This window comes from Bartonella sp. SD1336NMGDW (genome assembly GCF_042193565.1).
Lineage (GTDB): Bacteria > Pseudomonadota > Alphaproteobacteria > Rhizobiales > Rhizobiaceae > Bartonella > Bartonella grahamii.
On sequence record NZ_JBHILW010000025.1, the window covers coordinates 1 to 7,450 of the forward strand.

Genomic DNA, 7,450 nt, shown 5'->3' on the forward strand with positions numbered 1-7,450 from the left:
CCTTCAATTGCTGCTAATGTGACACCGGCTTGGAGAGCAGCATAGCGGATATCAGCGCCATAACCATATTTGAGAGGTCCGCGTTCAGAAGATAAAGTTCCTGTGCTTCCATAGGTGTAAAGGAAGAAACCGGTTTGTTTTTCCTCTTCTTTTCCTAAGACAGATGTTCTCATTGTGGCTAAAAGTGCATTTTGTTTAGCTATATCGGTTAGTCCCGTGTAGAAGAGAGCATTTGGCATGACTAAGTAACTGGCCGTTTGTGCTACAGGGGCGATCACACTTGGACCAGAACCAGAATCCGTTTCAAGAATTTCTTTATGTAAGCGGAAATCCCAGAAATTTTCATTCTTTTCATCAAACAGATTTTGTGCAACATCGGCTTGTCCGTGGCTTGACTCTGGTCCATAAGCCGTTAGCGTATATTTATAAGGTAAACGACCTCTTGTGGTATAGCCATTGACAAGTTTGAAAGAGTCTTCTTTTGCTTCTCCAGAGACTTGAATGAGTGAAAGTCCACCTATATTGGAAGGATCAGAGGCATTTATTACACTACTTTCATCCCCTGTATCGCTTTTGATATAAACTGTTGTAGAGCCTGAGACATCCCCATGGATCAAAAGTCTATCGGTTTTTTGGTCATTTATTGCAGCACCATCACTCCAAGCAATGTTGAAGTAAATCTTTGCATCACCCGTTGCGTTGTAGACTTCTTGCGTGTCTGGTTTACCAGAGCCTATATGTAATGTGTGATAATGCTCTTCTGTTGGTCCATTAAAAACAATAGTACTGTTGTTAAGATTGAGCGTGGAAATATCAGAACGAGATCTTTGAGCAATATCAAGCAGATTGCCATCATCATCTTTTTCGTTTGTGCTGGTTTTTACAATCCATTGTGTATTGTTTTGCAAATTAAAGATTGTTTTAGGACTGTTAATAACTTTTGCTCTACCCTCTAATATGGAGTTATCAGAATTGAGTGTAAAAGCTAAACCATTTTCTTCAGCTGAAGCTTTGGTTACTAATAGAACGTCAGCACGGATTTCTGATTTTTTGCCAAGATTGACTGTGCCGGTTGACTCATCTACGTTAATTCCAATGCCGTTTTTAATGTGAAGCTTTGCGTTGGTTAAATTGATTTCTGAGGTTGTATCTTCTTCAGGATTTTCAAATTTTATGCCATTTCTCTCTGCTGTTGCAAAAATATTTGTTGTATCAATATGCCCACCGTTTTCAACAGCCAATGCTGCCTCTTTTCCCGTTATGTTTCCTTGCGTCATTGTGATGGTGGAATCTAGTCCACTTGCATGGAGCCCATAACCATTAGATGATGTAATTTTGGCATCATCGGTTAAAGCAATGGTGCTGCCACTCTCTGCGTTAATCCCTATATCGTTTCCAACAAATGATCCTCCTGATATTGTGATTTTAGAATGATCCATTGCATATACGCCGAATTTTGCATTTGTAATGTGTACATTTTTTAAAGTGACATTGCTTGCTTGGGAATTTAATCCTGTAAACACTACCGTTTCACCTTTTTGACTGCTCGATATTGTCACATCTTCCAACTTATTTTCATTGCTTTTACTGTCATAAAAGGTAGCACCAACTGTAGAAGTTGTAATAGTTCCTCCGGTCATTTTAATTATAGCATTTTTTTCTGCATAAAGCCCAAGAAAAGCATGATCAATTTCTGTTCCATGCAATTCGATCATACTATCAGGGCCGCTGGCATTTGCACCAGCTCCACCACCTGTGGCTACTGAGAGAGAAACATCTGTAACATTAATGTGTCCACCGTTTTCAGCAGTTAATGCTGCATAAATTCCTCCTTTAACTTTTCCTTTCGTCATTTTGATTGTGCTATTGTCTTTTGCCCAGAGCCCAGTGTTATCAGATGATGTAATTTTAGAATCATTTATAGTGATTGTGCCGCCGTTTTGCGCAAATATTGTTGCTTGTTTTGAAACAAATGATCCCCCAGAGACTGTTATTGTAGAGTTATTATCTGAAATGATAGCATTTTTTGCTTGAGTCACTTTGACATTATCTAAAGTAACAAGACTTTTATCTTTTGCTTCTACTCCAATGATTAATAATTCTCCCTCTTTATTACTTGATATTTCTACATTCTTTAGTTTGTTGTTTTCGTTTTTACTTCTCGAGAAGGAAGCACCAGCGTATGAGGATTTAATGGAACCGCCATTCATAGAGATTGAGCCACCTTCTTGTGCCCAGAGTCCAGTGTCATTAGATGATGTAATTTGAGCGCCCTCTATAGTGATGTCACTGTTTTTCAAGGCAGCTATTGTTGCTTCTTTTGAAGCGAATGAGCCTCCAGTGACCTTTACTTTAGAACTATTATTTGCAAGAATAGCGTTTCCCGCTTTTTTTACGGTTACATCTTCTAAAGTGACTGTACTGTTCTCTTTTACGGTTACTCCAAAGGTTATTTGTTTTCCGTCTTCATTGCTTGATATTGTTACATTCTTCAGTTTGTTTTTGTCGCTGTTACTGTTCGAGAAGCTAGCACCAGCGTAGGAAGCATTAATAGATCCTCCAGTCATGGAGATTGAGCCACTTTCGTTTATCAAGAGTCCAGAGTCATCAGATGATGTAATCGTAGAATCGTTTATAGTGACTTTGCTGTTTTGCGAGGCAACTATTGTTGCTTCTTTTGAAGCAAATGAACCTCCAGTGATTGTTATTGTAGAGCCACCTTTTGCACTTACAGCATTGTTTGTTTGTTTTATGATTACATCCTTTAAAGTGACTGTACTGTTTTCTGCTCCTGCTCCGAATCCCAGTAGTGTTTTATCATCACCGCTTGATATTGTTACATTTTCCAGCTTGTTTTTGTCGCTGTTACTGTTCATGAAGATCGCACCAAAATCAGAAGCATTAATGGAGCCTCCAGTTATGGAGATCGTGCCACCGTTTTTTGCTTCAACACCTACGATAATGGCAGAATCAGTTCCTTTAATGGTTGTTTTATTACCCGTTAATGTGATTATACTATCCTTGCCTTCAGCTGTTACAGCAGCCGGTGATTCTAAAGAAGATGATCCGGGAGGAGGGGAGACGCCCCCTTCGCTGGAGCCTTTGTTAGCGCCTTTATTGGTGTCTTTATTTCCGGTTACGGTTAAATTTTCACCAGTGATTTTGCCACTTTCTTTTGCATGAAGAATTTCATAGGCCTTTCCGGTTTCTCCGGTGATGGCGTGTCCTTCTCCAGAAGCTTCAAGAGATTCAGCATGTGCATTGGAATAGATACTAGAGAGTATGATCGCGACTGTTGCTGTATATGATAAAAGGGATTTTTTATACACCCGTATTCTCCTTTGAAGTCCCCAATATTCATTTCCCCACCGACCTCATAAGAAGAAGTGAAAATGAGTTACTGTTCTTAGTGTTGTTACATTACCTCTAGCTCGGTAAGTTGTTTTTACTTCTTTGTCAAATATTTTAAATAATCTTCATGAAAATGCATATTATGTATAGTTTATTTTTTATTAAATGAGTTTATTGATTTTCTGTTTGTAGTGGAATTATTTTTTATATCTTGATAAAATAATAAACATAATTTTTGATAATTACTTAGAGTTCTTTATGTCTCTTAAGACATTTTATAATAATTATTCGAATATATTTTACGATCCTATCGTTTATAGTTTTTTGTGTTTTTTCTTGTTTGAATATTTTATAGATAAAAAATTTGTTTGAGTTTTCAGATGAGGGGAAAGTTTCTTATAATTGCTTATCTTATTGAGGGCGATAAAACAGACATATCTTCAGTTTAAAAACGTAATTAATAAAGAGCTTTATGTTAAAGCTTTAAATGAAAGGTACTTTGGTTAATAAAACTGCAAAACTGCATTTTTATTAAAAGGTTTCCGCTTTCATTATTTGTGGGTTTTAATATATTCTGGATAAAAATACCTTATATTTTTCTTGATAAAAAGGCAGGGGGTAGTTTTAGTGTTATTAGGATTTATATAAAGCGAAAAGGCAGCACATTGAGCTGCCTTTTTGTTAAATTGAATAGAATGATAGGCTATTTTTACAGCCTTGTCTTAAAACTGATAGCGTATTCCACCTGAAAAGCTAGCACCACTTATACCAGTTTTCTGAAGCTTTTGTTGATAGCTTACATCACCATGAAGGGAGAAATTGTGAGACAGTTGTGCATTGATGCCAATGCCGCCTTCAATTGCAGGTCCCATAGGATCAAGGTCAAAGTCTCTACCAATATGAATGGTACCATCATCACCAAAGGTTTTGATCAAGTTTACTTTTCCATAGAAAGACATAGGACGGCTGTTTTCAGTGGAAATGGTTTTGGTCAAACGTCCACCAACACGGATTAACCATTGAGAAGGATTGTTCATATCAACAGTGAAATTATCAGCATCTTCAATGGTGTTAAACATCAAATGTTGATAGGCAATTTGTGCTTGTGGTTCGAAGGTTAAACCTTCCATTCCGGTTGCAAATTCTTTGCCAACAGTGGTGGAGATACTCAACATTTTGGCATCGTTCAATTTTGCGGTATTGCCTCTGATGGCATTGGCGATATGCCCTTTTAGGATACCATAGGACAAGAGTGCATCGATGTAGAAACCACTGTTATGCTGTATACTGCCATAGGCTGTAATGGCCCATTTATCCAGCGTGTTCTTTCCTGCATCTTTTATGTCCTTTGGTGTGAATGACAGCTGCCCATAGGTGCCTACAAGACCGAGATGTGTTGTGGTATTTTGCCCTTCAATTGCTGCCAATGTAACACCGGCTTGGAGAGCAGCATAACGAATATCAGCACCGTAACCGTATTTGAGAGGTCCGCGTTCAGAAGATAAAGTTCCTGTGCTTCCATAGGTGTAAAGGAAGAAACCGGTTTGTTTCTCTTCTTCTTTTCCTAAGACAGATGTTCTGATATTGGCTAAGAGCGCGTTTTGTTTAGCCATATCTGTTAATCCACTGTAGAAGAGAGCATTTGGCATGACCAAATAGCTTGCTGTTTGTGCTACAGGGGCGATCACACTTGGACCAGAGCCAGAACCCGCTTCAAGAATTTCAGGTTGTAAACGGAAATCCCAGAAATTTTCATTCTTTTCATCAAACAGGTTTTGCGCAATATCGGCCTGTCCATGGCTTGAGTCTGGTCCATAGGCACGTAGTGTATACATATCCGGTAAGCCATCTCTTGTGGTATAGCCATTTACAAGTTTGAAAGAGTTTTCTTCTGCTTTTCCAGAAACTTGAATGAGTGACAGACCACGGATATTGGCAGCAGCAGAGGTATTTGCTTTGACATTGTTCGCTTCTAAGCGCCCCGTAACATAAACTGATGTGTTACCAGAGACATCTCCATTGATCAAAAGTCTATCGGTTTTTTGGTCATCTATTGCAGCACCATCACTCCATTCAGCGTTGAAGTAAATCTTCGCATCACCCGTTGCGTTGTAGACTTCTTGCGTGTCTGGTTTACCAGAACCTATATGCAATGTTTGGTAATGATCTTCTGTTGGTTTATCAAAAACAATGGAGCTGTTGTTGAGGTTTAGCACAGAAACATCAGAACGAGATCTTTGAGCAATATCAAGCAGATTACCATCATCATCTTTTTCATTTTTGCTGATTTTCAACGTCCATGTTGTATCGTTTTTCAGATCAAAGTGTACATTTCTGTCTTTAGCAATATTCGCTCTGCCCTCTAAAGTAGACTGATCAGCGTTTAATGTAAAAGTGCCGTTGGAGATCGCTTTTAAACCTGCTTGGTTCCAAACCCCTTTGTCTTTCAAATAAATGCCGTTTCCTAGTAAAACATCAGCATGGATTTCTGAATTTTTGAGATTTGCTGTACCGATTGCCAGATCTGCATTATTTTCAATGTCGTTATCAGTGAGAGCTCCAATAAGAATTCCAGTACCATTTTCAACGTGAATATCTGCATTGGTTAAATTGATTTCACTACTTTGATGTTTTTGGGGATCATTCGATTCATTGAGTTTGGTTTTAGAGAGACCTAAAAACTGCAAGCCACTGATTCCTGCTGTTACAGAGACATCTGTGAGATCAATAAGTCCACCATATGCTACGGCTAGTGCAACTTTTTTTACTTCTATTTTGTTTTCTACAACACGTTGTGCTGCTTCAATATCACCATTAATCATCTTAATCGTGCTATTATTTCCTGCAAAAAGACCTTCATCAAAATTTTGAATGGTTGTTTTACCATTTAATTCGATTGCACTATCAGGTTCTGAAGCGTTTACAGCAACGGTCTCATTTTTACTTTCACCACCGGTCATTGTTAAATCTCCGCTAATGATTTTACTCCCACCATCTGCATAAAAACCTTCATCAACATTTTTAATAGTTGTTTTGCCCGTTAAAGTAATTTCACTCCCAGAGTCCGCTGTCCATACACCAGAGCGGCTTTTGTCGGTGTCTTGATCAGTTGCTTCACCACCGACTACGGTTAAGTTTTCGCTGGTGATTTTACCACCATTAACTGCTCCAAGACCGTTCAAAGTATTGTTAATTTTTGTATCGCCATGCAATTCAATTGTGCTATCAGGACCAAAGGCCTCTACACCGGTTCCTGTGCCATCTGTTGTTAAAGCAACATCTGTGGCATCAATTTGTGCACCTTTTTCTGCAAATAATGCAGCTTTTTCATTCTTTATTGTTACTGTTCCTTCTGCCATTGTGATCTTAGATCCTGAACCTTCTGCATGAAGTCCATAACCATCAGATGATGTAACTGCAGCTTTTTCATCTAAAGTAATGGCGCTGCCTTCTTTCGCATATACCCCATCAGTTTTTCCGTCGAATGAACCTCCAGACACTGTTATTGTAGAGTTATTATTTGCAAATATGCCTGTTGTCGCTTTAGTGACGGTTACATTGCTTAAAGACACAGTGCTTTTTTCGGCACTTATTCCTTTATCTATCAAGGCGTCATCTTTGCTGCTCGATATTTTTACATTGTCCAGCGTGTTTTTATTTTCATCACTTCCGCTAGCGTTGAAAAGAGCACCTATTTGAGATGCTGTGATGGAACCACCGGTCATACTGGCTGTAGCTTCATTTTGTATATCAAGGCCGTTTGCAACTTTTTCAATGGTTGTTGTGCCTTTTAATGTAATGACGCTGTCAGCGCCATCGGCTTTTGCGCCAGTTCCGTTGTCATCTGTGGTTGTTAAAGCAACATCTGTGGCATCAATCTGTCCACCTTTTTCTGCAAATAATGCAGCTTGTTTTCCACTGACAGTTCCTCCCGTCTTCGTGATTTGGGCTTTTGGACCTTCTGCATGAAGTCCATAACCATCAGATGATGTAACTGCAGCTTTTTCGTCTAAAGTAATGGTGCTGCCTTCTTTCGCATATACCCCATCAGTTTTTCCGTCGAATGAACCTCCAGACACTGTTATTGTAGAGTTATTAT

At 38.8% G+C, this 7,450-nt stretch carries 2 protein-coding genes; both read right to left on the minus strand.

Annotated elements, in window-relative coordinates; genetic code table 11:
• Nucleotides 1–3,329, minus strand: a 3,329-nt coding sequence (locus ACFIKH_RS08225) for a right-handed parallel beta-helix repeat-containing protein (protein ID WP_375671448.1), incomplete at its 3' end; no start/stop codon positions are given.
• Between the two features lie 744 nt (nucleotides 3,330–4,073).
• Nucleotides 4,074–7,450: autotransporter outer membrane beta-barrel domain-containing protein (locus tag ACFIKH_RS08230; protein ID WP_375671450.1), on the minus strand; the 3,377-nt coding region annotated here is incomplete at its 5' end.